This window comes from Herbiconiux aconitum (assembly GCF_024979235.1).
GTDB classification, from domain to species: domain Bacteria; phylum Actinomycetota; class Actinomycetes; order Actinomycetales; family Microbacteriaceae; genus Herbiconiux; species Herbiconiux aconitum.
The window spans coordinates 1,364,695-1,390,146 of record NZ_JANLCM010000002.1 but is presented as its reverse complement, the minus strand read 5'-3'; the positions used below and the strand labels follow the sequence as shown (position 1 = coordinate 1,390,146).

24 protein-coding genes are annotated in these 25,452 nt (G+C 65.4%); 11 read left to right on the top strand and 13 right to left on the bottom strand.

Annotated features, from left to right (window positions below; translation table 11 throughout):
- Nucleotides 1–52: 52 nt before the first annotated feature.
- From N1027_RS17990 to N1027_RS20255, 3 genes are all read left to right on the top strand, one after another.
- The gene (locus N1027_RS17990) at nt 53–1,441 is read left to right on the top strand and encodes a ParB/RepB/Spo0J family partition protein (protein ID WP_259509744.1); all 1,389 of its coding nucleotides are present in this window, start codon (nt 53–55) and stop codon (nt 1,439–1,441) included.
- Nucleotides 1,438–3,252: a DEAD/DEAH box helicase gene (locus tag N1027_RS17985; RefSeq protein WP_259509742.1), complete on the top strand. Its 1,815-nt coding sequence runs from the start codon at nt 1,438–1,440 to the stop codon at nt 3,250–3,252. The genes N1027_RS17990 and N1027_RS17985 overlap by 4 nt, the downstream gene beginning before the upstream one ends.
- A gap of 229 nt (nt 3,253–3,481) precedes the next feature.
- Nucleotides 3,482–4,039 (top strand): protein NO VEIN domain-containing protein, encoded by a 558-nt coding sequence (locus tag N1027_RS20255; RefSeq protein WP_372499765.1) that lies wholly within the window; start codon nt 3,482–3,484, stop codon nt 4,037–4,039.
- 367 nt (nt 4,040–4,406) lie between these two features.
- Here the strand turns inward: N1027_RS20255 and N1027_RS17980 are convergent, their stop codons facing one another.
- The 3 genes from N1027_RS17980 to N1027_RS17970 form a co-directional block, all read right to left on the bottom strand.
- The gene (locus N1027_RS17980) at nt 4,407–5,666 is read right to left on the bottom strand and encodes a hypothetical protein (RefSeq protein WP_259509740.1); all 1,260 of its coding nucleotides are present in this window, start codon (nt 5,664–5,666) and stop codon (nt 4,407–4,409) included.
- 180 nt (nt 5,667–5,846) lie between these two features.
- On the bottom strand, nt 5,847–6,056 hold the full coding sequence (locus N1027_RS17975) for a hypothetical protein (protein ID WP_259509738.1): 210 nt from the start codon (nt 6,054–6,056) through the stop codon (nt 5,847–5,849).
- Nucleotides 6,057–6,131: 75 nt separating this feature from the next.
- Nucleotides 6,132–6,347, bottom strand: coding sequence for a hypothetical protein (locus tag N1027_RS17970; RefSeq protein ID WP_259509736.1), 216 nt, complete (start codon nt 6,345–6,347; stop codon nt 6,132–6,134).
- 271 nt (nt 6,348–6,618) lie between these two features.
- On the opposite strand from N1027_RS17970, the gene N1027_RS17965 reads away from it, so the two are divergent.
- On the top strand, nt 6,619–7,152 hold the full coding sequence (locus tag N1027_RS17965; protein ID WP_259509734.1) for a hypothetical protein: 534 nt from the start codon (nt 6,619–6,621) through the stop codon (nt 7,150–7,152).
- Nucleotides 7,153–7,154: 2 nt separating this feature from the next.
- Nucleotides 7,155–7,472: a hypothetical protein gene (locus N1027_RS17960; RefSeq protein WP_259509731.1), complete on the top strand. Its 318-nt coding sequence runs from the start codon at nt 7,155–7,157 to the stop codon at nt 7,470–7,472.
- A gap of 248 nt (nt 7,473–7,720) precedes the next feature.
- On the opposite strand, the gene N1027_RS17955 is transcribed toward N1027_RS17960, so the two are convergent.
- Nucleotides 7,721–7,930, bottom strand: coding sequence for an LPXTG cell wall anchor domain-containing protein (locus tag N1027_RS17955; RefSeq protein WP_259509729.1), 210 nt, complete (start codon nt 7,928–7,930; stop codon nt 7,721–7,723).
- Between the two features lie 191 nt (nt 7,931–8,121).
- Here N1027_RS17955 and N1027_RS17950 point away from each other — a divergent pair, with 191 nt between their 5' ends.
- A complete protein-coding gene (locus tag N1027_RS17950; RefSeq protein ID WP_259509727.1) occupies nt 8,122–9,669 on the top strand; it encodes a protein kinase family protein in 1,548 nt (515 codons plus the stop codon).
- Nucleotides 9,670–9,864: 195 nt separating this feature from the next.
- On the opposite strand, the gene N1027_RS17945 is transcribed toward N1027_RS17950, so the two are convergent.
- Nucleotides 9,865–10,278, bottom strand: a complete 414-nt coding sequence (locus N1027_RS17945) for a CBS domain-containing protein (protein ID WP_259509725.1) — start codon at nt 10,276–10,278, stop codon at nt 9,865–9,867.
- Between the two features lie 149 nt (nt 10,279–10,427).
- Between N1027_RS17945 and N1027_RS17940 the strand changes: the two genes are divergently transcribed.
- On the top strand, nt 10,428–12,182 hold the full coding sequence (locus N1027_RS17940; RefSeq protein ID WP_259509723.1) for a DUF4407 domain-containing protein: 1,755 nt from the start codon (nt 10,428–10,430) through the stop codon (nt 12,180–12,182).
- Here N1027_RS17940 and N1027_RS17935 read toward each other — a convergent pair.
- From N1027_RS17935 to N1027_RS17910, 5 genes are all read right to left on the bottom strand, one after another.
- Nucleotides 12,173–12,517 (bottom strand): hypothetical protein, encoded by a 345-nt coding sequence (locus tag N1027_RS17935; RefSeq protein ID WP_259509721.1) that lies wholly within the window; start codon nt 12,515–12,517, stop codon nt 12,173–12,175. The two genes, N1027_RS17940 and N1027_RS17935, sit on opposite strands and share 10 nt — an antisense overlap.
- Nucleotides 12,518–12,719: 202 nt before the next feature.
- The gene (locus tag N1027_RS17930; protein WP_259509719.1) at nt 12,720–13,322 is read right to left on the bottom strand and encodes a helix-turn-helix domain-containing protein; all 603 of its coding nucleotides are present in this window, start codon (nt 13,320–13,322) and stop codon (nt 12,720–12,722) included.
- Nucleotides 13,323–13,381: 59 nt separating this feature from the next.
- The gene (locus tag N1027_RS17925) at nt 13,382–14,278 is read right to left on the bottom strand and encodes a fructose bisphosphate aldolase (RefSeq protein WP_259509711.1); all 897 of its coding nucleotides are present in this window, start codon (nt 14,276–14,278) and stop codon (nt 13,382–13,384) included.
- Nucleotides 14,279–14,396: 118 nt separating this feature from the next.
- The gene (locus N1027_RS20275) at nt 14,397–15,176 is read right to left on the bottom strand and encodes a DUF2510 domain-containing protein (protein WP_284439061.1); all 780 of its coding nucleotides are present in this window, start codon (nt 15,174–15,176) and stop codon (nt 14,397–14,399) included.
- A 203-nt stretch (nt 15,177–15,379) separates the two neighbouring features.
- The gene (locus tag N1027_RS17910; protein ID WP_259509709.1) at nt 15,380–16,399 is read right to left on the bottom strand and encodes a G5 domain-containing protein; all 1,020 of its coding nucleotides are present in this window, start codon (nt 16,397–16,399) and stop codon (nt 15,380–15,382) included.
- Between the two features lie 265 nt (nt 16,400–16,664).
- Here N1027_RS17910 and N1027_RS17905 point away from each other — a divergent pair, with 265 nt between their 5' ends.
- Complete coding sequence (locus tag N1027_RS17905) at nt 16,665–17,225, top strand: PadR family transcriptional regulator (RefSeq protein ID WP_259509700.1); 561 nt, start codon at nt 16,665–16,667, stop codon at nt 17,223–17,225.
- 5 nt (nt 17,226–17,230) lie between these two features.
- Entirely contained in the window at nt 17,231–18,949 is a 1,719-nt protein-coding gene (locus N1027_RS17900; protein WP_259509698.1) for an ABC1 kinase family protein, read from the top strand.
- Nucleotides 18,950–19,024: 75 nt separating this feature from the next.
- Here the strand turns inward: N1027_RS17900 and N1027_RS17895 are convergent, their stop codons facing one another.
- Nucleotides 19,025–19,318 carry a hypothetical protein gene (locus tag N1027_RS17895; RefSeq protein WP_259509697.1) on the bottom strand — a complete coding sequence of 98 codons (294 nt, stop codon included), beginning with the start codon at nt 19,316–19,318 and terminating at the stop codon, nt 19,025–19,027.
- 119 nt (nt 19,319–19,437) lie between these two features.
- Here N1027_RS17895 and N1027_RS17890 point away from each other — a divergent pair, with 119 nt between their 5' ends.
- Nucleotides 19,438–20,199: an NYN domain-containing protein gene (locus tag N1027_RS17890; protein ID WP_259509695.1), complete on the top strand. Its 762-nt coding sequence runs from the start codon at nt 19,438–19,440 to the stop codon at nt 20,197–20,199.
- 89 nt (nt 20,200–20,288) lie between these two features.
- On the opposite strand, the gene N1027_RS17885 is transcribed toward N1027_RS17890, so the two are convergent.
- Together N1027_RS17885 and N1027_RS17880 are read right to left on the bottom strand one after the other, a co-directional pair.
- Nucleotides 20,289–20,552 (bottom strand): NAD(P)H-binding protein, encoded by a 264-nt coding sequence (locus tag N1027_RS17885; RefSeq protein ID WP_259509692.1) that lies wholly within the window; start codon nt 20,550–20,552, stop codon nt 20,289–20,291.
- A 48-nt stretch (nt 20,553–20,600) separates the two neighbouring features.
- Nucleotides 20,601–23,681 carry a DUF2207 domain-containing protein gene (locus N1027_RS17880; RefSeq protein WP_259509690.1) on the bottom strand — a complete coding sequence of 1,027 codons (3,081 nt, stop codon included), beginning with the start codon at nt 23,679–23,681 and terminating at the stop codon, nt 20,601–20,603.
- A 102-nt stretch (nt 23,682–23,783) separates the two neighbouring features.
- Between N1027_RS17880 and N1027_RS17875 the strand changes: the two genes are divergently transcribed.
- The gene (locus N1027_RS17875; protein WP_259509688.1) at nt 23,784–25,439 is read left to right on the top strand and encodes an ABC-F family ATP-binding cassette domain-containing protein; all 1,656 of its coding nucleotides are present in this window, start codon (nt 23,784–23,786) and stop codon (nt 25,437–25,439) included.
- The last annotated feature ends 13 nt before the right edge of the window (nt 25,440–25,452 follow it).

The following is a 25,452-nucleotide window of genomic DNA, read 5'->3' as shown; positions in this document are numbered from 1 at the left end:
GGCAACATTATTGTCACCCAGGGGGGAACAGACATTGGAGTCGAATTTCGGGTTGCCGTCGACGGCAGCTGACGTGGTCTCGATTGTCACCGATCGCCTTAAGCAGGCGAAAGAGGACAACGGTGAAAAGTTGACAGTTGAGCTGCGAGATCAGCGTATCCACTTGCCCGTCATATCAATGCCTGTGGACCTGCTCCTCTACAACCCAGACACTCACCGAATTCGAGCTCAAAGAACAATTGACCCAGAGAAGAATAAGGTCTTGGCGGAGGATCCTTGGGGTAAGGAGGGGCAGGCCTACCTGGAAAAACTCTTGCGATCACAGCCTTCGGATCCGGATCGAACCGATCCGGATTTTGAGACTTTGCGGGACGATGTCGAGCAATTTGGGCAACAGCAGCCCGGGCTGATCACACAAGAGGGGATCCTCGTCAACGGCAACACCCGCTGCGCAGCCCTTCGCGAACTGGGGCTTCGTCACATCAGAGTTGCGGTGCTGCCACCCGACACGGGTCGAGACGACGTAAACGCCGTGGAACTCTCCTTGCAGCTGCGTAAGGAGAATAAGCGTGACTACTCCTACATAAACCAACTCATCGCCATGGATGAGCAGCTCGCACAGGGCCGCAAGCCTGAGGACATAGCGAAAGAATTTCGGATCCAGGTGCAAACGCTGGAAAGGGATCGTTGGGTCTACTCATTAATCCAGGATGCAATCTCGAGGAGCGCTTTAGAGAATGGTGATTCGCTGCGTCTGATCGATTTCGAAGACCATCAGGAGAAGCTTCGGGAGCTGCATCGCGCATACGTGAAAGAGGTAGCGACTAACCGTGACACCGCGGAGTCATTAAAGGAATCGAGGCTCGCGATGATTGTCCTCGGGTTCTCGAAGACAGACGTGCGTCTCGCAAAACCAGATTTCCACCAGAAATACCTCGTACCGAAGCTTCCGGAGAACTTGAAGAGTGACAAAGTCGCAGATGAAGCGCCGATCGCCATCCCTGGCATCCCGGTGACTGTGCGTGCCGCGACGTCGGATGTTCAGTCAGTCAAAGCTTTGACTGACAAGCTTCTGCGCGCCAAGGCTTCTGCTCAGAGTCCGACGGCATTGCCCACCGACGAGTCGCACGCGGTAATTGCCGCGCTTCACAGCTCGATCGATCGCGCGTTAGAGCCTGCTGGCAAAGACGAGCGCCTGCGTCAGCGCAAGGTTGCGGCGGGAGAACGGATATCAGATGCCGCTGATCAGCTAGACCTAGCAGCCAAAGAGATCGCTGCGGCTATGGCCACAAAAGCTGTTGACCAGGAATCGCTTGACGAAGCCCTAGTACTACTGAGGAAGAGCCTCGGTCGCCTCGCCCGGATTACACGAAAAGCTGCTACAAATTCGTCCGCGGGTGTGGACTGGCTCCTTCGGGTGGAAGAAGACTCAGCACAGTGAAACAGGCGAGCCTGCGTTTGTCCTTTTCTGACGGGCCGCTACATGTGCGACTAACGGCAGGTGCCGGCTGGGAGTCTGATCTGCGCCGAATGGCCCCGAAGTTTCGATCGGCGCGTCAGATTGGCGTGGATGCGGTTGACGTCGAACTAGACGAGCTTTTAGGTTCACTGGTCGAGCTAGCGTCCTGGCCGGACCCCGATACAGTCGAGTGGGCCCCGGAGCTCGTTGCGGTCGTGACCAGTGCGAGCGCGGACGCGCTTCACGCAGAGAGATCGCTTCACGGTGGGGCCACTGAGGCGATTTCGCCAGCTGATCTGCAGGCGATGCTTGGCCCTAATTGGATCGGGCCCCTAACCGACTTTCAACAGCGTGATGTGTCAGCGCTGCTTTCGATGAGGCACGGTGCGAATTTCTCAGTCCCTGGCGCTGGCAAGACACGGGTTGGAGCGGCGGTATTCTCGGCCGCAAAGCATGCCGATGAAGTCGAACGGCTCCTAGTTGTTGGACCGAAATCATCCTACGAAGCTTGGCTTGACGAGCTAGACGGTTGTTTTGACAAGAAGTTCAATGTTGTTGTCCTTGATGGCCATGCTCCGGTATCCGCCGACGTCGTCATCATTAACTACGAGCGCCTTGTCGCTTCGCTTCCAGAACTCACGAGGTGGCTGGCCGCGAGGCCGTCCATGTTGATTCTGGATGAGGCCCACCGCATGAAGCTTGGCGCTGATGGGGCCTACGGAGCTGCGTGCTTGGCGCTCGGGCCTAGAGCGAAGCGCCGTCTTATCCTTACTGGAACCCCTGCGCCAAATGGAGTCCGCGACCTCGAGAACCTATTTGGTTTTGTGTGGCCTGGACAGGGACGCCAGACGGTCAATAGAGCCGTAGCTGACGGTGACCTCAGGCACGCGAGCACGGTCCTTAAGCCACTCTTTACGCGCACCACGAAGAAGGAATTGGGCCTCAAGCCCGAGCAAACGCGGGTGCGTGCGCTTGCTCTTTCTCCACTGCATCGTGAAGTGTACGACGCGCTCGTTTCTCAAGTCTCAAACCGCAGTGTCAGCTCGCCGGATGATCTTCGATCGCTCGGAAAAGCTGTCGTGTACTTGTTGATGGCGGCGACTAGTCCCGCGCTATTGTCAGTGGGCACTACGCGTTACGAACCTTTGGCTTATCAGGTTCCTCCATTGCTTGCGCCAGTCGGCACGCCTCTGTTTGATCTAATGCGAGACCTGCCCCTCTACGAACTTTCACCGAAGTATCAAGAGACCGTTGCGATCGTTGCAGAGAACGCTCGGGCTGGGAGAAAAACGCTCGTTTGGTCGACGTTCGTACGGTCTTTAACCACACTCAATGAGCTGCTGCGCAACTATTCGCCTGCGTTGGTCTATGGGGGATCGGAAGATCGGGAAAGCAGCATTGCCCGGTTTCGCAGCGACCCGGAGTGCTTCGTCCTGCTCTCGAATCCAGCGACTCTGGGCGAGGGGATCAGCCTTCACCATGAGTGCCATGATGCGGTGTATGTCGATCGTGACTTCGCAGCAGGACGATTTCTGCAATCGCTTGATCGCATTCACCGACTCGGATTGGCTCCGGATACTGACACGCGGATTACGGTCCTCACATCCGAAGGCACGATTGATGATGTGGTGAATCAGCGCCTCGAGCTCAAGCTTCGATTCATGGGCCAGATTCTTGACGATCCCGCCGTAGAGCGGCTTGGGGACCTCTCAGAAGAGTCCGCGATCGGCGGCAGCTTGGACTCTGGAGATATCCAAAGCCTTTTGGACCACCTTCGTGTCAGTTCCAGCTAACACAACAATTCGTGCAGCAATTCGCTGGCTTGATCTCCTACCGGGTGGAGAAACCCGAGCTCGTTCGCTCCTCAGTACGGCGCCTCAATACTCGGACCTGACTCCGACACAGCACGAAGCAGGTCTGGCCTGGCTAATCCGTTCCAACTTGCTTCCGGAAATCCTTGAACTGGGTGAGCTCAAGAGGCGAACTTCGCTTCTCACCGCGGGTGTTGGGGACACTAACTGGATGCATGATTTCGGGAATCTAATTAAGGGACCAGACGAACTTCCTAGCGATGCATTGGGAGTCGCGGAGGTTCTCGGGCTGAACCCAAATGCAGCGTACGCGGAGCTGGCGAGCGCTTGGGCACGCATCGATCTCGCCCGAAGGTCAGAAGTTGGGGCAGCGGGCGAAAGCCTGCTCCTTCAGGCTCTAGAGCAATCGTGCAGAGCCCAGGTCGTCCATATGTCGCAGATTTCAGATGGCTACGGGTATGACATCGCGGTTGTGGGAGACGACCTAGAGACGCACCTTGAGGTGAAATCCACCACTCGGCGTGGTCGCACGGAGTTCTATCTTTCCCGGAATGAGTATCAGACGATGCTTCGCGATTCGTCGTGGGAGTTGGTCTTTTGTGTTCTCTCGCACGACCTATCTGCGATAGAACTCGTGTACTCGGTGGACAAGGACTGGATCGAACGCGCTGCGCCCGTCGATCTCGTTGCGCGGGGACATTGGCAAAGCGCCAGGTTTGACGCCGAGGCTGACGCGCTCGCACCATGGCAGAGCTGCCTTGACTGCTAATCGCAATTCCTCCGATATCTAGTCCCATCATTGGGCTCAGTGGGTAGGCGTTCCGTCATCGATAGACCGAGCACGTTGGCTCTGCCGGAAGCCGGACGATTGACGCGCCTTTGTCGCCATCGCCAACACCGATCGGCGATCAGGCAGCGGCACAGTCACAGTTGCGAGCAGGTCAGTCAATAGGAGCGTGCAACGGCAGCAAGGAGATGTTCACCAACGTCGACCACTACGTCCTTCAGATGCATCGCCCGCTCCGGGAGCCTCTCCTCTCCCTAGTTGGTATCTGCAGCGCCCTCAGTGGAACAGTGCTAAGACGGGAGGGCTACAATCGGCAAAGTCCTGCTAGTCGTAACTCACGCTCGCGAGCTCAGAGGTCGCGGTCGTCGTCCAATTCATCGGGGCGTCGGTGAGGCAACCGTTCGGCGATATCGTGCGAAACCTTCCCTGCCACCGACTTCGCGCCCTCGACGGTCCAGGCGCCTAGGCGCCTGGCTAGTTCCACACCGTCGACGCCCGTCTCGACTGCCTGATCCTTTGCCTCGCCGAGTGCCTGTTTCCAGCGCTTCGCCTCCAGCGATCGCCGACCCGCCTCGATGCCAAGACGTTCATTGAAGACAATGACGTCAGCCGCCACCTCATTACCAGACCTGACGACGGCGCCGGCCTTGAGCGGGTGCAGCAGGACTTGAGTGTTGGCGATGCCGGATGCCGCGTCCATTCGCTCCATGAGACGTGCTGTACTGCGTGCGATCTGATCACGGCGCTTCCTCCTCGCGGACTGCAGACCAGTGCGATGGCGGTCAAGATCGTCGGCTCCCGAGTCGAGGACCCGGTCGAGCTCGAGGATGGCCAGCCCGTCCTGGAGCTGGAAGCACCGGGCCAGGACCGCGAGCCATTCCTCGACTGTCGTCTCGGCATCTTCCGCGAGCTTTGCCAGGTCTCCGACCTTGGACCTCTTCTCCATCTTCTCGGCGAGGGCGTCAAGCTGACGGAGTGCGTACCCCTGCGTCGTCGCGATTATCTGCTCGGCGCCTTGCACCTTTGACCAGGTGACCTCCGACACGCGACCCGTATGCTCCCGGAGTGTCATGGCGTCGTCGATGACGAAACCAACACCGATCATCTGCGCAATCGCCGCATCCTTCTGCGCGCGGAGTATGTCGTCGACCTTCTCGTCGATGACAGCGAGGTACTGGGTGATCTCTTCCATCGTCTGCTGCATGGCGAGCTGAGCCATGATCCCCGCAGCGCCAGCCAGCATGGCCGGGCTCGTCAGTATCGAGCCGATTGAACCAGGCTTCGTGAACTCCAGAAGCTTCGTGACCTTGCCCTTGTTCGTGACGACGGCGCGACTCACTCCCGACGACGAGCCTTTCATCAGCTGGCCGACCTTCATGGCCTTCGCTGACTCCTCGGTCAGTTTGACCCAACGACCTGCGTTAGCAGCGATGTCCGAGCCCGCCTGGGCGACACCGGATCCCGTGCTGAGGGCAGCGCCGAGACGCTTCTGAAGTGGGAGGTCCCTTGATGGGACACCGGCAGAGCTGAGGAAGCGCTCGACCGCCGCCGGCTCGCCGATGATCGCGAGGCCGTCGCCGTCGCTAATCAGCTCGAGTTCGTCGCCCATGTGTCCCCCAGTTTGAGCGCGCTCGTGGCTAAGTCGGAGACGCGCGTATGTGGGGTCACGTTACCCGATGTGTGCCCGGACTCGTCAGAGTTCGATCCTGGGAGCGCTCAAATCTCACCTCGCGACACGGAGCGAATCTAAGGCGACACCTACAGCAACCCCGAACGGACGCCTAGCGCCTCAGCCACCGCTTCCGCGACGCCGGATGCCAGCCACGAGCAGCACAACGCCGACGAGCGCGAGCGCGAGGCCGATGTAGAGCCAGGTGCGGTCTCCGGTCATTGAGCTTCCGGGGATCAGGTTCGCGCCCTGTCCTGCGAAGACGACTCCGATCAGCAGGGCGACGATACCGACGACGATGAGCGTTATGCGCCCGGCTCTGCTTCTCATGGTCGTCACGCTACTCGGCTTTGCCGTCGGGCCGCCTGTTGGAACTCACTGCCTCGGGCGTTGGGCAGCCCGCGATCAGGCGTCGGTCTTGCGCGTCTCCGCTGCGATCTCTTTGGCGATGGAGATGACCCACGGATTCGCCGACCACAGACCGTCCTTGCCCTTCGTGTAGAGCACGTCTTCGACGCCGCGCCTGACCGCATTACGGATGACGGCCGACAGGACGAGGATCGCGACGACGAAGCCGACGACGTAGACGATGATGCCGATGATCACGCTGGGTGCATCCATTGACTTTTCCTTCGGTTAGTGGCTGATCGGTCTGGTCTCAGGCCACTACCCAGCCTGCTCCGGGTGTACGGATTTGGATCTACGGCTGACGCGGCCCCTCGAGTGAGCGAGCAAGCAGCGAGGAGCCGATCAGCAAGAGACCGAGCGTCATCGTGATCTCTCTTCAGCCCAGGTGGCTTCAGTTGAGTAGCAATTGCTCATAATGCCTACCGCCTCCATGCGAGCAGGCTGTCCGGCATCCCGCCAGTGCGGGCCGACGGAAGGTTCGATCATGAAGAAGTGGCTGCGGCGAGCGTCAATGGTGGCGGCGTTTTCGATGGCACTTGGCGGCGGCACTGTCGCGAGCCAGATGAGTCCCTCCCCGGCAGAGGCGAGCCTCTCCGCGTTCAACTGCGTGATATCAGTCGCGCATCCTCATGCGTCTCATCACGTGAGCGGCACCATCAATGTCGAAGGCCGGGTCGACTGCGGACAGAGGATGGAAAGCATCTACATTCGGTTGTACTTGCACAAGCAAGGCGGTGGCGATTGGGCAGGAACGCCGAACTCGATGAACAACGCGTCGTACCTCAAAGCGAATGCGGCTACCTCATGTTCGGCCGGTTCGGGACAGTATTGGGGTGAGGCTCGCGTCACTGCCGTTCCGCCCGCGGGATGGTCGCCGCGATCAGCATCAGGATCGGCGAACGGCTTCGTGCTGCCCTTGGCTTGCGGAGACCCACTGACGAGCGGCGATGATCCGGATGGAGTCGGGTCTAACGTGGTGCTCGGGACGATCCGGTTTGAACCGAGCGAAGTGGAGTAAGTGTGATCGCCGAGCCCGTCGATCCTCGAGACGTTCTGCAGGACGAGGACTACCCCGTCTATCGGGTGTACTTCTGGCTGCAACCGGATCCTGCGTGGGCGGCGCAGTCCTGGGAGTGGCGCATCCGCGACGCCAGAGATGTGTTCGAGGTCATCGCGTGGGCTGAGGGCGAGCGCGGAGACCGCACCTACCAGCTCTTCGTCGAGGAGCCGATCCTCAACGGGTCCCGATCGGCGGGGGTGCGCCTCGTGCGCTTGGCAGGTGATGACCCGACCCGCGTGGGCGTCGCATCCTCGACCATCACATTTGACCGTGAGTAGCGACGTCCTTTTGTGAAGGCGTGCGAGAAGTCGAACGGGAGGATGGGGATGGTGGTTATCCGGTTGGAGCCATTGGCATCGGGATTGGCGGGAGCCCGCGCAGCGGGCGGGGGACTATGGCTCCAACCGGATAAGACTCCGTCGCCATCCGGCAACGAGAAGACCCGACGCTGCCGGCGCCGACGCAGGTGCTCGTCTTCGTGGCGGGCATCCATCCTCCTGCTGTTCGGCCACAGGCTCGCGCGCGCTCAGTGGCCGTCTTTGCGACGCCGGATCCCGATTACCAGCAGCACGACACCGACGACCGCGAGCGCGATGCCGACGTAGAGCCAGGTACTATCGCCGGTCATGGAGCTTCCGGGGATCAGGTTTGCGCCCTGCCCGGCGAAGACGACTCCGACCAGTAGAGCGACGATACCGACGACGATGAGCGTTATGCGCCCGGCTCCGCTTTTCATGGTCGTCACGCTACTCGGCATTGCCGTCGGGTGCGAGAGGAGCCCGTGGAGGTCTTGCCGGCCGGCAATCGATCACGGAGCCACCGCCGCGCTCTTCGCCGCGGGCCTGCCGAGTCTTCGCCGGTGATGAGCAGGCCTTCGCCCGAAGCGTTCCAGGGAACGCAGATTCTGATGCGGTAGCTTCGCTCCTCGTGTCGGAACGTGACGGTATAGAGGAGCGGGCGCCGAAGTCCGCGGGCGGCAGCGCGGTGGTCGTCGTGCGCGAGTCGGATCTGGGGCTGCGCACGCAGATCGGGAGCGGGGCCGCCACCGACGTCGAACGACTCGACGCGTTCACCGTCGCAGGGCACCAAGGGGGACTGGCCTTCGTACGCATCCGGGATCGCGACGCGAAGCACTGGCACCCGGTGACGCTTCGACGGCTCATCGCGTGGCGGAACGGGCTTGACGCGAGCGAACGCGCCACACTCGACGGAGTCGCCGCGTGGCCCCTGGCGCTCGTGGCCGACGACGGAGGGGCGTTCGTCGGATGCCTCGTGCCGCTGGCCGCGCATCCGTTCTACTACGTGCCCTCCGACGACAAGCGCGCCGACAAAGCGCCTCAGGATGCCAAATGGCTCGTGTCCGCACCCAAGCGAGCCCGGCGGGCCGGCGCGGTTGCACCGGGGGAGCGGGATCTAGTCCCACGGAGCACCGTGCTCGCGCGGGTGTCCTTGCTGCTCGAGCTGCTGCATCGGCATGGGATCGTTTACGGCGACCTGTCCGAGCGGTCTGTGCTCTTCGGCGTCGGCGACGTGGCCGAAGCGTTCGTCATCGGGGCCGAAGGGGCGGTGTTCGGCGACGACGGCGCCCTACAGCGCAACAGCGCGGGGTGGGCGGCGCCCGAGACGTTCGAAGACATCGGCGACGACGGAACGACGGATGTCTCGATGTCTCGTGCGCCCTCGGTGCAGACTGTCGCCACCGATCGCTACAAGCTGGGGCTGCTGATTCTGCGCGTGCTCGCGCCGGCCGGCGACGGACTCGAGCGGAGCCGCGACGCCGACCGCATCCGGAGCGTGCTCGATGAGACCGGGCAGCGGATGATGCGTGACGCGTTGGGTGACGACCCTGAGGGGCGGCCCAGCGCATCCGAGTGGTACCAGTATCTGCGCACCGTGATCGTGGAGAACCTCGCTGCACCCGTCATTCTGCGCGTCGACGTTAGCCCGGCCCTCGTGGCCGAAGGCGATGAGGTGCGACTCGAAGTCGAACTCTCCGGAGCGCAGCAGCTCACGATCGAGATGCCCGGGCGAGCCGACATCCGGCGCGAGGTCGGCGGGCGCGTCGTGTTCGAGCGGTTCACCGCGCGCCAGAGCGGACGGATCGGGGTGCGAGCCACCAACGCGCACGGGGAGGTCGCCGCGCTGTCCAACGTGGTGCGGGTGCTGCCCGTGCCCGCACCCGCGCAGATCGCCGTCGCGTCACCGGTTGTGCCGGCATCGCTCGGCGTGCTGCCCGATCTTGCAGCGCTTGAAGCGGCGCTCGGGATCTCGACGCCTCCCAGCTCCGGCGATGCGGGGGAGCGCTCGCCGCTCGACCGCGTCGCGGAGCTGCGCGCTCGGCTCGACGCGGATGCCGTGCCGCTGCACGAGGTCATCCGCATCGGCGTCGAGGCCGAGCGGGCGTCGCGCGACCGGCTCTTTCCCTCGTTCGAAGAGTTTCTGGGCGACATCGGCTCCGAGAAGAAGCGCCGCTGAAGCGCCGCTGAAGCGAATCGGGCGGCCGCGTGGAACGAAGTCCCAACGACGACCGCCCGAATTCTGGCTGCCCCACGCCGCCGCGGTCTGCGGCTCCTCGTCGGCGCAACGGCCTATCGGCGGGGTCGCGCTGACGCTGCATCCGTAGTCCACCTGGAGCTGGGCGAAGCACGCCCGCAGGCGGCTTCCGTGGGACTACTCGGAGATCTCCTCGACCGTCTCGCCGGTCTCGATCGGCGACAGCGACAGCGCGATGTCGGCCTGACTGATGATGCCCACCAGGCGCCCGCCCTCGAGCACCGGCACGCGCCGCACCTGGTGCTCCTGCATCGCGCTGAGGGCCTCACGCACGTCGTCGTCGGCCTCGACCGTCACGGGCTCGCGGTCGGCCAGCTCGCCGACGAGCATCGTCTCGGGGTCGGAGCCGTCGGCCACGCATCCCACCACGATGTCGCGGTCGGTGATCACGCCGACCAGCGCGCCGCCGTCGCCGAGGATCGGCAGCGCACCGACGTCGAGGTCGCGCATCAGCACCGCGGCCTCGCGCAAGGTGTGGCTCTCCCGGATGCCCTCCGGGTCGGGGGTCATGATGTCTCGTGCGTTCGTCATTGGGGGTCCCGTCGTCTGATGTTCCTCCCACCTTCCGCCGAAAACCGCCATTCGTGAACCGCTTGACTATCGCGCAGGAATCGGCATCAAACGGCGAACACAGGGGCGTGCCAGGGAACGCAGATTCTGGTGCGGTAGCTTCGCTCCTCGTGTCAGGACGTGCGGGCGCGGTCGAGCGCGCATCCGTTGTTCTGACCGACGTCACCTCCCGAAAGGTCGCAATGGCTCGTCGCTACAACTCCAACCCCGTCTCCAACTTCATGGCCTGGCTCGGCGGCGCCCGCCTCGACGTGCTGGCGGATGCGCCCGGCGACCGTGCACGATTCGTCGCGATGGGCGGCGTCATCCTGAGCACGGCCTTCCTGTCGGCGGTGTCAGCGACGTTCGCGCTCGTGATGGCGGTGGGGGCGCCCATTCCCGTTGCCGTGATCATCGGCGTGTTCTGGGGTGTCATCATCCTGAACCTCGACCGGCTGCTCATCATCGGCATGGCCAAGCAGAAGGGAGTCGCGCGTAACATCGGGCTCGCCCTGCCGCGCGTCGCGCTCGCGCTCATCATCGGAACGGTCATCTCGACGCCGCTCACACTGCAGATCTTCAACGCCGAGATCAACTCGGAGATCCAGGTGATGCAGGCCGAGGAGAAGTCGGCGTTCGAGCAGCAGATGGCCAACGACCCGCGGTTCGCCGCCATCCCCGACCTGCAGGACTCGATCGCTGCGAACCAGGCCATCGTCGACAAGGGGCTGCAGACCGATCTGTCGTCCGACCCGAACTACGCCGCGGCCGTTGCCGCGACCGCCGCCGCACAGACCGCCTACGACGCGGCGCAGACCGCCTACCTGGCCGAGATCGACGGAACTGGTGGCACCGGCATCCGGGGCGACGGCGACGTGACGCAGTCGAAGCTCGTGGCGGTGCAGCAGGCCGAAGCCCGCCTCGATGCGGCCAAGACCGCCGAGCAAGCAGCGGAGACGACGGCATCGCAGAACCTGCAGGCATCCGCTCAGAGCCGGCTCGACGCCGCCAAATCGCAGCTCGCCGACGACCAGGCCACACTGGCCAGGGCTCAGGATGAGCGCACGACCGAGCAAGCGGCCCACGACAGCGCCGTCGACAACAGCGCGGGGCTGCTCTCGCGGCTGTCGGCGTTGTTCCGGCTGGGCGAGGCGAACCCGCTGCTGAACGTGGCGCACATCATGATCGCGCTGCTGTTCATCTGCATCGAGCTGCTGCCGGTGATCGTGAAGGTGCTCGCGAACCTGGGTGTGCCGACGGCGTACGACCGGCTAGTGGAGGTGCGCGAAGACGGCGAAGTGTCGGGCGGTTCCGTCTGGGCCGCCGAACGCGCCAAGGCCATCGAGGTCGAGGCTTCGGTGCAGGTGGCCGTGGCGTCGGACCGTGCCGACCGGCAGCTGAAGTTCGGCAAGCGCATCAACAAGGCCGTGTTGCAGCAGCAGGAAGCCGTGATCTCGCAAGCCCTCGAGGTGTGGGGCAGCTACGCCGCCTCGCGCGCTGCGGAGCGGATGGGGGAGTGGGAGCGGTCGCTGGAGGCGGCCGAGCCGGATGCCGCGGGCGGGCGTGATGCGGCGGCGGCACGTGATGCGGCGGCTGCGCGTGAGGCGGCGACCCAGTGGGATGCGGCGTCGGCGCGTGGCACTGCGGGCCAGTGGGATGCGACCGAGCCGCTCGGTGTCGTGGCGTCGCGGGACGCAGCGGGGTCGCGAGGCTTCGGAGAGTCGCGCGATGCCACCGCTGAGATCGCTGCGCTCTTCGGAGACGACGCTGAGTGGGAGGGTGGTGACTCCGGCCGCGCGTCGGATGACACGGCGACCCGGCCGATCCCGCTGAACGCGGACCGGGCCGCCTTCCTCCGTCGGGCGGGTCTGCCGGATCAGCTCTGACGTGAAAGCCGAATCATCTCTTCGGCCTGGAGCAGCACGCTCTCGCGGCTGTCGGTCAACGTGACGCCGTCTTCGCCGAAGACGTCGAACGTGAGATTCACGATCTCTTCGGGCGCGGTGATTCGTAGGTGTCGGATCAGCGTGACGATGTCGTCGTGATCTTTCAGACGGCCGGCCGCCATCTTCATCGCCAACAGGAACCGCGGAGAAGCGAGCCGCACGTGCATGCCACCGAACTCGATCGTGCGGGCATCCGTGTCATCGCTTTCGAAGGTCATGAAAGAGAACGCGCTTTGATTGATCCAACCCGCCGGTAGGCCGCGTTCGTCGGCCATCGACGCAGCTTCTTCCTTCACGACCTCGAACGGGCGGAAGAGCCCGTCGATGTCTTCTGTCGCACGGCGGGACCCGAGGCCGATCGCCATGGCCGTTCCCTGATGATGTACGCGTCGACCGATTCACCTCGCCGCTGGATTCGGTCGCCTAGTTCGTCGAGGAGATCGCGCAATTCCTCGCCGGAGAACAGGGGTGCACCGCTCAGGCTGCCGTGAGGTCTTTCTCGCGAATGACGATGCCCCGTTCCAGGAACTCGGGCTCAGCGGTGCTCTTGATCAATTCGACGTACCGGGCGGAGTAGCCAGAATCCGGTCCGGGAACCCACTCACGCTCAAGAGCCGGCTTCATGGTCCAACGCGGGGGAGTGATCCCGCGTCGCGCGGCATCCCATGCGACTGCCGTCGCGAAGAGAGTGTCCCATCGCGGGTCGCTGATCGCCGGCGGTTTCTTGAGGAAATCCGCGATCTCGTTCTCGGAATCAGCTCGACGGAAGTGGTCGATCGCCTGCGTGGTGAGGCGGAGGGCAGCTGCGGGGTCGGCCGCCTTGAGCTCGGCATCGATGGCTCGTGCCGCGCTTCGAGCGGACATCAGGTGCTTTTCGGCCATGGTCGCGGGAGTCGTCGAGATGTGAAGGCGCTCGCCGAGGGCGTCGAGAGCTCGTTCGAGCGATGCCAGCTTGATCGTGCCTGCCCTCTCTGACCGCTCGAGCTGGGAGACGGCTCCTGCTGTGACGCCGAGGCGCGGTGCCAGGTCGTAGATCGACATGCCCGAGCGGGCTCTGGCGGTTCGGATGAGGTCGGACACGGTGGCTCCTTGTATAGCTACAACTATACATCCCGCGCCGCGGCTGACCCGATCGAAAACTACTCCGGCGACACCGACGCGTCGTAGATGTCCTGGATGGCCTCGTCGAGGGTGGCGTTGAACTCCTGGTCGGACTGCTGCACCGACAGACCCTCCGAGAGCGCGCGACTGAAACTCGCGATCTCACCGACGTCCTGCGCGAGGAGGGCATCGGCCTCAGCGCGCGTGTAGCCGCCCGAGAGCGCCACCACGCGCATGACTCGCGGATGCTCGGTGAGCGACCGGTAGTGATTCGTGACCGTCGGCAGCGACAGCTTCACCATCACGTGCTGGCCCTCGGGCACGGCGTCGAGGTGCGTCGTGAGGTGCTCGAGCAGCAGGTCTTCGGCGGCCGCCTTGTCGGGGATCGTGATGGTGACCTCGGGTTCGAGGATGGGGATCAGGCCGTGCGACAGCACCTGGTGCGCGATCTCGAACTGCTGCTCGACGATCGCCGCGATGCCGGCGGCATTCGCCTCACCGATCACCGAACGCGCCTTGGTGCCGAAGATGCCGTGCTGCACCGCCTTCTCGAGGAGGGCATCGAGACCCGGGATCGGCTTCATCACCTGCACACCGTCGGCGGCGTAGGCCAGGCCCTTGTCGATCTTCAGGAAAGGCACCACGCCCTTGTCGTTCCACAGGTAGTGCGCCGCCGGTTTGCCGCCGAACTCGCGGTTCATCGTCTCTTCGAAGAGGATCGCCGCCAGCACCCGGTCGCCGCCGAAAGCGGGCGACATGACGATGCGGGTGCGCATCTGGTGCATCAGATCGAACATCTCGGCATCGGTGGAGTACTCGCTCGGCTCGATGCCGTAGAGGCTCAGGGCCTTCGGTGTCGACCCGCCGCTCTGGTCGAGTGCGGCGATGAAGCCCTTGCCCGATGTCATGCGGTCTGCCTGCGCGTGGTTCACCATGACCCGAGCCTATTTCTGAGGGGCCCGCCGCGCATCCAGCCGGCCGACAAGATTTTGAGCGTCGACTCGATGAGCCGTCAGGAGCAGGCTTTTCTGGAGCTTGAGCGGTTCGGGAAGGCTATTGCGCTGCCCGCGAGGCAACCTCACGCAATGTAGCGGATTGATAAGCCGCGGCCTCGACGGCCGGACGAACTGCGTCCTTCTGGTCCGCGGAGATCGCGTCACCGATTGCTCCGAAGTTTGCCTCCAGCTGCACGAGCTGCGTGTTCCACTCGGCGGCGATGTTGGGTGGGGGAGTCAATGACTGGAGTTGGCCGAGGTTGAAGCTCAGTTCCCCATAGTTCGACAGCAGACGCCAGAAGCCGTCTTCGTCAAGCGTGATGATCATGTCATTGAGGTCCTTATTGACATCGTCGAGTTGACTGTTCGCACTGGCCGTGAAGGCCGCTGCATCGATCACTGGGGCCTCGACAGGCTCGGGGTCGGGTGCAGGCACAACTGCTTCGACGGTTGGGGTCGGAGTCGAGGTTGGGCTCGGCGTATCTGACGGAACCGTGGTCTCTGCGACTGCTGCGGCCTCTGCCCCGGAGCTGATATTGGCGCGTCCCCCCGCCCCCACACTGATTCCGATGACCAGAAGCAGGACGGCCGCTCCCGAACCGATTAACCACCACTTGGCCTTTCCGGGCCCCTTCGTCGTGGGCCGATCGGAATGCGGAAAGCCCGAAGTGTGAGGCCATGGCTGTCCCGGGGCACGAGAAAGTGGGGCCGTCGATACCGCCTCAGGGTGGATCGGAGCCGTGTGCGACGTCCAAGCAGAACCGTCCCAGTAGCGCTGAAGGTTCGACTGAGACTCGTCGGGATACCAGCCCGGCGGCGTGATGTTGTTGTCTGACATGGTCTTCCCCCCGATTGAGCGCCACGGGGCGGAAGCAAGATGCGTTCGGGTGGATGACACCACGCTGACCAAGTCTTGCCAAGTGTCTCCCATGACACGCTTGCATTAGTGCGTTGCCTGATCGTAGCTCTTGGTCGTCGGTCGCCGATGTTTCTGGGGCGCCCGCGTGGTTCGGTGGCACGAGTGCGAGGACGTCCCACGCGTCAGTCGCACGCGATTCCGTCGCCGTCGCGGTCGAGGTCGTAGATGTCGTTGCCGATGACATGCACTGTTCCGGGCGCATAAGCGGGGCCGTTGCCACTTCCGCCTGGGCAATCGACGTCGGAGGCGATCGGGACGCATCCCCACTCGTAGTTGGGGTCGCATCCATCGCCCTGAGCCTGTTCGGATTCCGGCTCCGGGGCCGGGGGAGGCTGCCGGGTGCCGACCGCTGTCACTTCGTTCACCGGTGGGACGGTCACAGTTTCTGAAATGAGCACGCGGCTTACTTCGACACCGTCGACCAGCGCGATCTCCCATCTCGAAATCTTCGTTCCCTGCGCCCCTGCCGTGACGACCGCGTTGGTTCCGATGTCCAGCGTCGGTTCTTCGTAACTCTCTTGCGCGAAGGCGATCGGCTCGGGAACGTCGACCATCTGCGTCGTCTTGACCGGCGCCGGAGTCGGTGCTGTGGTGGCCGTCGGAGACGAACTCTTCTTCGGGTGCGCCGCGGCACTCGGCTCGGTCGCCGCTCCTGCGACCGGGTCGATCGCATCGGCGATATTCGCTGTTTCGGGTGAACTCGATTGTTGTGGCGGGATCGCGATGAGTGAGCCGAGCAGGAGTATTGCGAAAGAAATGCCCAGCACGGCCGCGCCTGCTCCGCGCGTGGGGGATAGGTTCAGCCAGCTCGGTCGCCTCTTGACGATCGTCCAGATGCCGGCACCGAGCGCGAACAGGGAAACAGCCACCAGGAAGCCGCCGATGCCTAGCGTCGGCAGGATGACGATGCCACAGACGACCGCGATCGCGCCGACGGTCCACGTCAGAGGCGTCGGGCGCCACCGAGCGGGAGCGGTCGCGACTGTCGTTCCAGGGGCCTCCTGAGGTGTCACCGCGGGGTCACCCGCAGTCGTGGCCCACGCCGTCGTGAACTCTGTCCAGGTGGTGCCGTCCCACCATCGCTGCTGCGTGGCATCGTGCGGATCGGGAAACCAGCCAGCAGGAGGAAGAGCCGTCGTCATCGGTCGTCGCAATCGGATCGGGAGGGATCCGGTTGCACTGGCGGATTACCGTGCTGCATCGCGTGCGACCCCCGCGTGAAGGCTATGGGTAGTGCGTGGTGCGTGGCAGCCCCAGTAGTGGGGTGCAGCGGGTGCTCGGCACCAAGCCGACGTGCGGCCCCGGCACCTTCCTGTCAATAACTCGCGCATCGGAGAACTCCTATGTCGCTCGCAGTCGCCCGTGTATATCGTTGAGTATCGTTCGCGATCTATCGAGGAGGGCACCATGGGCAACTCATTCCCCAACGGAGCATTCGGCACCGGCACAGGCAACGCCGCAGACGGCATCTGGCAGGCGATGGAACAGTTCCGCGCCCGATTCGAGAAGAAGGTCGGCAGCCGCGTCGGCAAGGGCGACGTGCGCGCCGCCGTGCTCGCATTGCTCGCCGAGCGGCCGATGCACGGCTACCAGATCATCCACGAGATCGAGGAGCGCAGCGGCGGCAGTTGGAAGCCGAGCCCCGGATCGGTCTACCCGACACTTCAGCTGCTGGCCGACGAGGGTCTCATCGCCGCCGAGGAGTCCAACGGGCGCAAGACCTACGCCCTCACCGACGCCGGGCGCGCCGTGGCCGCGAGTGCCGGCGCAACGGCACCCTGGGCATCCGACTCCACCGGAGCCGACGACGACAAGGGCGACTTCGCCGCACTGCCCAAGGCTGGCTTCGAGCTCGCCCAGGCCGCAGCCCAGGTGGGCCGAACCGGCACCCCCGAGCAGGTCAAGCAGGCCGTGGCCGAGCTCGAGGATGCTCGCCGCCGGATCTACTCGATCCTCGCCCAGAACTGACTCGGGTGACGACGGTTCGACCCGACCGCGGAGACGAGGTTCCCGCGGCACGGGTTGCCCGCGCGCGGTACCGCCGCATCCTTCGGTTCGCGGCGTGGAACCTCGCGGTGACGTGGTGGTACGAGCTGTTGCTGCCGCGCATCGGACTCACGAGGGTCGCTGAGCGCACCCGGTCGAAACGGATGCAGCGCTTCGCGCGACGCTTCCACGTGCTCGCCGTCGATCTCGGCGGGTTGATGATCAAGGTCGGGCAGTTCATGTCGTCGCGCCTCGACGTGCTGCCGCCGGAGATCACCAAAGAACTCGAAGGGCTGCAGGACGAAGTGCCTGCCGTGCCGTTCCCACTCATCCAGCAGCTCGCCGAGGCCGAGCTGGGCATGCCGCTGTCGCGTGCCTACTCGTGGGTCGACCCGAATCCGGTCGCCGCGGCATCCCTCGGTCAAGCGCATCGGGCCCGGCTCGCCCCGCTCGACGCGGCCGACACCGGTCTGAGCGGTGTGGTGATCAAGGTGCAGCGGCCGGGCATCGACTCGATCGTCACGGTCGACCTGGCGGCGCTGCGTCGCGTGGGCGGATGGCTCAGCCATGTGCGGCTCGTGTATTCGCGGGTCGACGCGCCGGCGCTCGTCGAGGAGTTTGCCGCGACCTCGCTCGAAGAGATCGACTACCTGCACGAAGCCGCGAGCTCAGTGCGGTTCGCCGAGGAGTTCGCCGGCGACTCGCGGGTGGCGGTGCCGGAAGTCGTGTGGGAGCGCACCACTCGCCGCGTGCTCACCCTCGAAGACGTCACCGCCATCAAGATCACGGATGCCGCGGCTCTCGCTGCGGCCGGGATCGACCCGGCCGAGGTGGCTCCGGTGTTCGCTGCCGTGATGTTCGATCAGCTCTTCACGAACGGGTTCTTCCACGCCGATCCGCACCCCGGGAACATCTTCGTGACGCCCGTCGCCGTCGCGGATGGCTCGGACGCGCTGCCGTGGAAACTCACGTTCATCGACTTCGGCATGATGGGCGAGGTCGGTGCGTCGACGCGCAGCGGCCTTCGCAAGATGCTCATCGCGGCCGCTTCGCGCGACGGCAAGGGGCTCGTGGAGGCCGCGCGCGAGGTGGGTGTGCTGCTTCCGACGGCCGACACCTCCGAGCTCGAGCGCGCCATGACGCACCTGTTCGGCCGGTTCGGGGGGATGGGATTCGCCGAGTTGCGCGAGGTCGATCCGCGCGAGTTCCGCGAGTTCGCGGTGGAGTTCGGCGACGTGGTGCGGTCGTTGCCGTTCCAGCTGCCCGAGAACTTTTTGCTCGTCATCCGGGCCATGTCGCTCACCTCAGGGGTGTGCAGCGCGCTCGATCCGGCGTTCAACCTGTGGGATTCGGTCGAGCCCTACGCGCAGCAGCTCATCCGCGAGGAGCGCGGGAACGTGGTGCAGGATGTCGGTAAGCAGGCCGTCTCGAACCTCGGGCTCGTGTGGCGCTTGCCGAAGCGGATCGATGAGCTCGTCACGCGCATCGACGACGGGTCGGTGGCGTTCCGGAGTCCCGATCTCGAGAAGCGGGTGGGGCGCCTCGAGCGGTCGGTGGGGCGGATCGTCTCGGCGGTGCTGTTCGGTGCGTTGCTCGTGGCGGGGGCTGTGCTGCGGGCCGACGACGCGGTGTTCGGAACGGTGCTGATGATCGTGTCGGTCGTGCCGCTGCTGCACGCGCTGTTCGCGGGCCGTCGAGCGCGCTGAGTTTCTGAGGGGTGTAGGGCGCCGACGAGGAGAGCTGCGGCGGGGTGATCCAAGGCGGCATCCGGTATTCGCCGGCTAGCGATCGCTGCGAAGAACGGCTCGATCGTCGGTGGTCCAGACCTGGTTCTTGTTGTCGCTGAATCGCATCCGCGTGACGCTGAATCTGTCGGTGGCAGTCAGCGCGTCGAGCGATCGACCGTCGGCACAAACGGGCAGCTGCCATGTCCCGCTCGCGCTTTGGTGGCCGATGAAGAGGTCTCCCGGGGGAACGATCCGCAGGTCGATCGAGCGCTTCACGGTGTGGTCGCGCATGCGTGCCTCGATCTGCACGTGACCACCCACGCCGTCAGACGGGTGGCTTGCGTTCACGCTTCCCGCTCGGCCTCTTCACGGCGTTTTCGGCGCTCGCCGATCACGCCGGACACCGCTCACCGCTCCCCGCCGCGGGCTGGGATACCCGCGCGTGCAATACCAATATAAAGTGAGTAATGATCAGACAGTTCGCTATCCTGATCCGCATGATCGTCGGCATCTACATCGATGGGTTCAACCTCTATTACGGAGCGCGCGCGATCTGCGGCCGTTCGACGCCGGGCTGGCGTTGGTTGGATCTCCGTGGGCTTGCCGAGCGATTGATCCTGTCGCATTCGCGGTGGAGCGGATCGACTGAGACGAGGGTCGTGTACTGCACTGCGCGCATCAGCGGCTCGGGGAATACCAGTGGGCAGCAGGATCAGGACGTGTATCTCCGTGCGCTTCGGGCTGCTGGGTCTGTTGACGAGATCGCCTTCGGCAATTACGTCTCCCGCGTTTCGACGTCACCGTTGGCGACAGCGGATTCGCGCGGGCGGCCCGTTATTCATCGTCCTTCATGGCCGATCATGGTTCAGGATGGGGCGGGCGCGCCTCAAGCCGACGCAAGGTTCATGGCATCGGTTGCGCGACGGGAAGAGAAGGGAAGCGACGTCAATGTCGCTTCCCATCTGCTCATCGATGTCTTGGAGACACGCGTTGACGCCGTGATCGTGGTGAGTAACGACAGCGACCTCGAGTTTCCCGTGCGGGAGGCACGCAAGCGGGTGCCGGTCGGTCTTGTGAATCCGACCGCAGGCTTTCCCGCCGGACGCTTGAATGGGGACCCAGCCGAAGGCGTGGGTGGGCATTGGTGGCACCGACTCAGCCGCGATGAACTGTGCCAATCGCAGCTGCCCGCGTCGCTAGGAAGATTGTCGAAGCCAGACGAATGGTAGCGGAGAGATTCTCAAATTTGCGAGATTGGCCTGCGGATATGTGCGATGATCGATTCATACCGCTCGGTCCCTCTGGGGCCGAGTTTACTTTAACCGTGCTCGTGGCCTAGTTCAGCGCCTCTGCACGGAAGAAGTCGAGCACTCGCGGCCGACCGACCCAGGTGGGGTCGGCCAGGGCCGTGATCATGAAGTTCGACCCGGTAGTCGCTCACCGCATCCGCGTCGAACAAGCCGGAGGGGCGCACGATCGTGACGTCGAGACCGCTCGCCGCGACCAGGGCCTCCATGCGCCGCATGTCGGTGTAGGTCGTGCGGCCCATCACGAAGATCACGAGCGGCTCCATCGGCTCCATCAGCTCGCCGGACGCTAAGCGCCACCGCGTGCAGACGAGGGCGGCGGGTCAGCGCCTGCGGCGGCCGGGGCGACGGCGCGAGCGGGGCTTGAGGGCGGCCGTGGCAGCACGGGTGTCGGAGGCGGTGCGGGAGCCGGAGGCGGCAGTACTGCCGCCGGCGGGGCGGGGCTGCTCCCGGAGGGTGAAGAGAAGGCTCAGCGTGCCGCCGAGGATGGCCGCCAGGGCCGCGATGCCGAGCGGGGGGAACTCGGGCCAATCGTCGGGCATGTCGGAGCTCGCCCAGACGAAGAGCCACACGGTCGAGACGGCGGTGGAGGTGCCGAGCCACCAGATCGCGTCGCGTAGAGCGCCCGGCCGCAGACGACGAGACCCACGGATGCGTGCGGCCACGACGCTCAGGATGCCGATGCCGAGCGCCACTCCGCCGAGCCCGAGCACGAACACCATCGGCAGCACACTTCGCACCTGCTGCAACTGCAGTGCGCCCGCATCGGGGCCCGCGAACGTGCCCGCCGGGAAGTCGGCCAGCACCCCGAGGTCGGTCACGGTGAGCTCGAACGGATAACCGCTGTCGGTCTCGCGCAGGTCGAGTCGGTGCTCGGATGCGGCATCGCGAGCCGACGACGATTCCGACGTCGTCGACGCCTCATCGGTGCCGAAGCTGCCGAACGGGATGACGGTCTCGGCCCACTGGCGCGGGCTCTGGTACGCATCGGTGTCTTCGGTGATCCAGCCGGCCGCGGTGGCGAGGGCGGAGAGGTCGTCCGACATCCGGAACTCGATCGTGAGGGGGTCGGTGGCCGGGTCGTTGCCCCATTGGCTCGAGTACTCCCAGCCCTCGAGCAGGGCGGCCCAGCGCACGCGATCGACCACCGTGCCCGCCTGGTTCGCCGCCGCGACCGCCGCCGAGTCGACGGTGTAGTCGATCTGCACCTCGTGCGCACCGCTCAGCACCTCGGTGAACCGGGTCGCGAGCAGCAGCGTGTCGCCGTCGCGCGACGTCGTATACGGAGCGCCCTGGCCGTCGACCCGCACATCGGAGACCTGCAATCCGACATCCTGGCCCTCGATGCGGTCGGGCCACTGCTGCGTGAACTGCGGCACCGCCGAGCCCCCGTCGTCGAAACTGACGGTGAGCGTCTCGGTCACCGTCAGGTGCGCGCGACCGTCATCGGTTCTGGCGAGTTCGGCGGCGATCTCGGCCGAGTCGACCGTGTTGAAGTACGTTCCGGGGATGTCGCCCGAATAGGAGAGCGGATCGAACGACCGCGGGTACGGGTTCGGCAGCAGAGCGGCGCCGGTGATCGCGCCCGCGAGGAGGAGCACCGCCACCGTTCGCAGGAGGATGCGCGGGCCGCTCACGAAGTCGAGAGTGCGCCATCCTGAACCCGCTCGGGCATCACCGAGATCGTGCGCGATCAGCTCGGCCACGCGTCGGCCGGCGGTGCGCGGATTCTCCGTCAGCACCACGTAGGGGAGGAGCTTGTCGCTCACCGTCGCGCGTTCGAGAAGCTGAGTGCGCTCGGCGAAAACCGCGATGCCCTGGAGATGCTGCTTCACGAGAGCACCGCTCCGGGTGAGAGGCCGCGCCGAGAGCGCGATCGCGAGCACCACGATGGAGACGGCCGAGGAGACGAGCACGAACGCGACCGGCCACCACACCACCGCCAGAGTGGTCTGGTGCGAGAGCTGGCGCACGATGCCCCACTGCAGCAACGTCAACGCGAGCGGCGCGGCGATGAAGAGGTCACGCACGAAGCCGCTCGGGATGCGGCGGAAACCCTCCGTGAGCTGGACCCCTCGCTCCGGGGCGCGGAGGTAGACGAGGAGGGCGCGCATCCGGTCGCCCGCTCGCCCGGTGCGGTTCGCCGCGCGCGCCGCCGCTTCGAAGCGGTCTCGGCGGTCGGCCTTCGACGCGCGCTGCGCCGAGGTGAGGGCCGTTGCCAGTTCGAGCGGGCGGGGAGTGCCCAGGATCTGGGCGGCCGTGCGGGCGCTGACGCCATCCGGTGGGCTGAACTGGGCGACGAACCAGGGGCGACCGCGCTCGTCGCTCCACGCCACCGCCCGGGCGGCGAGCGCGAGCAGCAGGGTGAGGGCGAGGAAGACGAGTGGCAGGAGCGGACCGAAGGTCTGCACGAGGAACAACGGCGTCGGCGGAGGCATCGTGAAGGTGCCGTCGGCGAAGGCCATCGTGAAGCGCGCCTGGGCGTGGGGCGGCATGTTCTGGTCGTTGGTGAAGTTGTAGGTGACCTGGCCGGGTGGGCTGTCGGGTTCGGGCTCGAGCCAGGCGCCGGCGCCGAGCAGCGTCCAGGCCAGGATGCCGCGAGGCTGACGCACGAGGGAGTCGTCGAGCTCGTCGGGCAGCGTGACCGTGACGTCGAGGCCGCTGAATGCCTGAGGCCATGAGGGGCCGAAGACGTCCCAGGCGAGGAGGTCGACGGGGGCGCCCGTCGCCTCGTCGACGGACTCGTAGGCGAGGTCGTGGAGGGTGTAGCTCAGGATGAACTCGTGGTCGCCGGTGAGTTTCGCCGCGCTGTTCGCGTCCCCGTTCCCGCCCGCGCTCGCGCCCCTGCTCGCGTCGAGCGTGAGCGTCAGCTGGTCGCTGCTCTCGGCCCGGTCGATTGCCAGGGGTTCGCCGTCGAGGGTGGCCTCGATCGCCTCCGGCGCCAGGGCATGCCCCTGGTACTGGGTGGGGAGCACGCGAACGATACCGCCGGCCTCCGAGGCGGCGAGGTCGTCGGGGAAGAAGGCGTCGATCGTCTCGACGACATCCGCCTGCAGCCGTCCGTCGGGTGCGCGGGTGATGGTGTAGTCGGCGTCGAAGTCACGGGCGATCCACTGGTCGGTGGCGTCGGAGGCGGCGTCGGTGATGTCGTCCAGCGTGAGAGGCGGGTTGATCACCGGGCCGAAGAGCAGCACGCCGCCCGCGAGGGCGACCACACCCCAGAAGGCCCAGAGGCTGCGGCGGAGAGGTGCCCCGCCGTGCGAGCGCAGCCACGCTTCGAGGGCGAGCAGCCAGCGCGAGAGCAGGGCCCAGAGCGGTGTCGGTTTCGGTCGGGGGTCGGGGATGTGGTCGGGCGGTGGCTCGTCGTCAGCACGCACCGCGTCGTCGTGCGCTTCCCCCGTCACGCTCCCGATCCTACGGCGGTGAGCGAGCGACCGCCTGCGCCCGTGCTCGGTCGCGGTGCGCCTTCGGTCGAGGTGCGCCGTCGAATGCGAGAGCATTGACGGATGACCGCAACACTCGTCGCCAAAGGCGTGGCCGGAGGCCACGACCACCGCACCCTCTTCAGTGGGCTCGACCTCGTGGTCGCTCCGGGCGACGTCGTCGGTGTGGTGGGCGCGAACGGGGCCGGCAAGTCGACATTGCTGCGCATCCTCGCCGGAATCGACGCCCCGATGGAGGGTCGCGTCGACCTGGCTCCCGCCGATGCGTTCATCGGATGGCTGCCCCAGGAACACGAGCGAGTTGCCGGCGAGACCGTCGCCCAGTATGTCGGGCGACGCACCGGCACCAGCCTCGCGACGACGGAAATGGATGCCGCGGCAGAGGCTCTGGGAAACACCGAGCCCGCGGCATCCGGAGCCCCCGACCCGGCCGACGTCTACTCCACCGCCCTCGACCGCTGGCTCGCGAGCGGCGCCGCCGATCTGGAGGAGCGACTCCCGGTGGTGCTCTCCGAGCTCGGGTTGGGGGTGGCATCCGACGCTCTCATGACCGACCTTTCGGGAGGGCAGGCGGCTCGCGTCGGTCTCGCCGCCCTGCTGCTGTCGCGCTTCGACATCGTGCTGCTCGACGAGCCCACCAACGATCTCGACCTCGACGGTCTCGAGCGGCTCGAGGCGTTCATCCGGGGTCTTCGCGGCGGCGTTGTTCTGGTGAGTCACGACCGCGAGTTCCTCGCCCGCAGCGTCACCCGCGTGCTCGAACTCGACCTCGCGCAGGGCAGCAATCGGGTCTACGGCGGGGGGTACGACGCCTATCTCGAAGAGCGCGAGACGGCCCGGCGGCACGCGCGCGAGGAGTACGACGAGTTCGCCGAGAAGAAGGCGGATCTCGTGGGCCGGGCCCGCACGCAGCGCGAGTGGTCGAGTCAGGGGGTGCGCAACGCGATGAAGAAGGCGCCCGACAACGACAAGATCCGGCGCAAGGCATCCGCTGAGTCGAGCGAGAAGCAGGCCCAGAAGGTGCGGCAGATGGAGAGCCGCATCGCGCGGCTCGACGAGGTGGAGGAGCCGCGCAAGGAGTGGCAACTGCAGTTCACCATCGGGTCGGCGCCGCGGTCGTCGTCGGTCGTGTCGACGCTGTCGAACGCCGTCGTGACGCAGGGCACGTTCACGCTGGGCCCGGTGTCGCTGCAGGTGGATGCGGGCGACCGGATCGGCATCACGGGGCCCAACGGAGCGGGCAAGTCGACCCTGTTGCGGTTGCTGCTGGGGCGGGTCGCGCCGACTGCGGGGCAGGCCTCGCTCGGCGCATCCGTCGCTATCGGCGAGATCGACCAAGCGCGCGCGGTGTTGGCCGGCACGTCGTCTCTCGCCGACAGCTTCGAGGCGCAGGTGCCTGACTGGCCCGTCGCCGAGGTGCGCACGCTGCTCGCGAAGTTCGGTTTGAAGGCGGATCACGTGGGACGGCCCGTCGACGAGCTGTCGCCGGGGGAGCGCACCCGAGCGGGGCTCGCCCTGCTGCAGGCCCGCGGCGTGAACCTGCTCGTGCTCGACGAGCCCACCAACCACCTCGACCTCGTGGCCATCGAGCAGCTCGAAGAGGCGCTCGAGTCGTACACAGGCACCCTGCTGCTGGTGACCCACGATCGGCGGATGCTGTCGACGGTGCGGCTGAACCGGCACTGGCACGTCTCGGCAGGGCAGGTCGCAGAGGACTGACCGGCCGCGCATC

Bases quoted from the DNA above. Each gene is read 5' to 3' on its own strand.
- N1027_RS20255 (WP_372499765.1), top strand. From the start codon at position 3,482: ATGCATGATTTCGGGAATCTAATTAAGGGACCAGACGAACTTCCTAGC.
- N1027_RS17980 (WP_259509740.1), bottom strand. From the start codon at position 5,666: ATGGGCGACGAACTCGAGCTGATTAGCGACGGCGACGGCCTCGCGATC.
- N1027_RS17975 (WP_259509738.1), bottom strand. From the start codon at position 6,056: ATGAGAAGCAGAGCCGGGCGCATAACGCTCATCGTCGTCGGTATCGTC.
- N1027_RS17970 (WP_259509736.1), bottom strand. From the start codon at position 6,347: ATGGATGCACCCAGCGTGATCATCGGCATCATCGTCTACGTCGTCGGC.
- N1027_RS17965 (WP_259509734.1), top strand. From the start codon at position 6,619: ATGAAGAAGTGGCTGCGGCGAGCGTCAATGGTGGCGGCGTTTTCGATG.
- N1027_RS17955 (WP_259509729.1), bottom strand. From the start codon at position 7,930: ATGAAAAGCGGAGCCGGGCGCATAACGCTCATCGTCGTCGGTATCGTC.
- N1027_RS17945 (WP_259509725.1), bottom strand. From the start codon at position 10,278: ATGACGAACGCACGAGACATCATGACCCCCGACCCGGAGGGCATCCGG.
- N1027_RS17935 (WP_259509721.1), bottom strand. From the start codon at position 12,517: ATGGCCGACGAACGCGGCCTACCGGCGGGTTGGATCAATCAAAGCGCG.
- N1027_RS17925 (WP_259509711.1), bottom strand. From the start codon at position 14,278: ATGGTGAACCACGCGCAGGCAGACCGCATGACATCGGGCAAGGGCTTC.
- N1027_RS20275 (WP_284439061.1), bottom strand. From the start codon at position 15,176: ATGTCAGACAACAACATCACGCCGCCGGGCTGGTATCCCGACGAGTCT.
- N1027_RS17910 (WP_259509709.1), bottom strand. From the start codon at position 16,399: ATGACGACGGCTCTTCCTCCTGCTGGCTGGTTTCCCGATCCGCACGAT.
- N1027_RS17905 (WP_259509700.1), top strand. From the start codon at position 16,665: ATGGGCAACTCATTCCCCAACGGAGCATTCGGCACCGGCACAGGCAAC.
- N1027_RS17890 (WP_259509695.1), top strand. From the start codon at position 19,438: ATGATCAGACAGTTCGCTATCCTGATCCGCATGATCGTCGGCATCTAC.
- N1027_RS17885 (WP_259509692.1), bottom strand. From the start codon at position 20,552: ATGGAGCCGATGGAGCCGCTCGTGATCTTCGTGATGGGCCGCACGACC.
- N1027_RS17875 (WP_259509688.1), top strand. From the start codon at position 23,784: ATGACCGCAACACTCGTCGCCAAAGGCGTGGCCGGAGGCCACGACCAC.